Origin of the sequence: Oceanobacillus jordanicus, assembly GCF_022095695.1 — a bacterium.
Taxonomy (GTDB): Bacteria; Bacillota; Bacilli; order Bacillales; family Amphibacillaceae; genus Oceanobacillus_B; species Oceanobacillus_B jordanicus.
Map to the genome: position 1 here is coordinate 1 of NZ_JAIFZM010000031.1, position 1,511 is coordinate 1,511.

The window sequence follows — 1,511 nt, forward strand, 5'->3', positions numbered from 1 at the left end:
CCATAGCAGGTAAGAGCCCTGTAATCGAAAAGGAATTTCCTCCGGAGTGTATCCTGAGTACGGCGGAACACGAGAAATTCCGTCGGAATCCGGGAGGACCATCTCCCAAGGCTAAATACTCCCTAGTGACCGATAGTGAACCAGTACCGTGAGGGAAAGGTGAAAAGCACCCCGGAAGGGGAGTGAAAGAGAACCTGAAACCGTGTGCCTACAAGTAGTCGAAGCCCGTTAATGGGTGACGGCGTACCTTTTGTAGAATGGACCGGCGAGTTACGATCGTATGCAAGGTTAAGTGGAAGACACGGAGCCGCAGCGAAAGCGAGTCTGAATAGGGCGATTTTAGTATGCGGTCGTAGACCCGAAACCGTGTGATCTACCCATGTCCAGGGTGAAGGTCAGGTAACACTGACTGGAGGCCCGAACCCACGTATGTTGAAAAATGCGGGGATGAGGTGTGGGTAGGGGTGAAATGCCAATCGAACACGGAGATAGCTGGTTCTCTCCGAAATAGCTTTAGGGCTAGCCTCAAGGAACGAGTACTGGAGGTAGAGCACTGATTGGACTAGGGGCCCTCACCGGGTTACCGAATTCAGTCAAACTCCGAATGCCAGATACTTAGACTTGGGAGTCAGACTATGGGTGATAAGGTTCATAGTCGAAAGGGAAACAGCCCAGACCGCCAGCTAAGGTCCCAAAGTATACGTTAAGTGGAAAAGGATGTGGAGTTGCCCAGACAACCAGGATGTTGGCTTAGAAGCAGCCACCATTTAAAGAGTGCGTAATAGCTCACTGGTCGAGTGACTCTGCGCCGAAAATGTACCGGGGCTAAACGTATCACCGAAGCTGCGGATTGTTCTTCGAACAATGGTAGGAGAGCGTTCTACGGGCAGTGAAGTCAGACCGTGAGGACTGGTGGAGCGCGTAGAAGTGAGAATGCCGGTATGAGTAGCGAAAAAAGAGTGAGAATCTCTTTCACCGAATGCCTAAGGTTTCCTGAGGAAGGCTCGTCCTCTCAGGGTTAGTCGGGACCTAAGCCGAGGCCGAAAGGCGTAGGCGATGGACAACAGGTAGATATTCCTGTACCACCTCTTGAATGTTTGAGCAATGGGGGGACGCAGTAGGATATGGAATGCGCACCGATGGATGTGTGCGCCCAAGCAGTGAGAATGTTGGATAGGCAAATCCGTCCAACTGAGTTCAAGCTGTGATGGGGAGGGAAATTAAGTACCGAAGTTCCAGATTTCACACTGCCAAGAAAAGCCTCTAGTGAGTTCAAAGGTGCCCGTACCGCAAACCGACACAGGTAGGCGAGGAGAGAATCCTAAGGTGAGCGGGAGAACTCTCGTTAAGGAACTCGGCAAAATGACCCCGTAACTTCGGGAGAAGGGGTGCTCCTTTTTAGGAGGAGCCGCAGTGAATAGGCCCAAGCGACTGTTTAGCAAAAACACAGGTCTCTGCGAAGCCGAAAGGCGAAGTATAGGGGCTGACACCTGCCCGGTGCTGGAAGGTTA

The 1,511-nt window shown here is 51.9% G+C and carries 1 rRNA gene; it reads left to right on the forward strand.

The features are described 5' to 3' along the window. A 23S ribosomal RNA gene (locus K3T81_RS19310) occupies nt 1-1,511 on the forward strand; the annotation flags it as partial.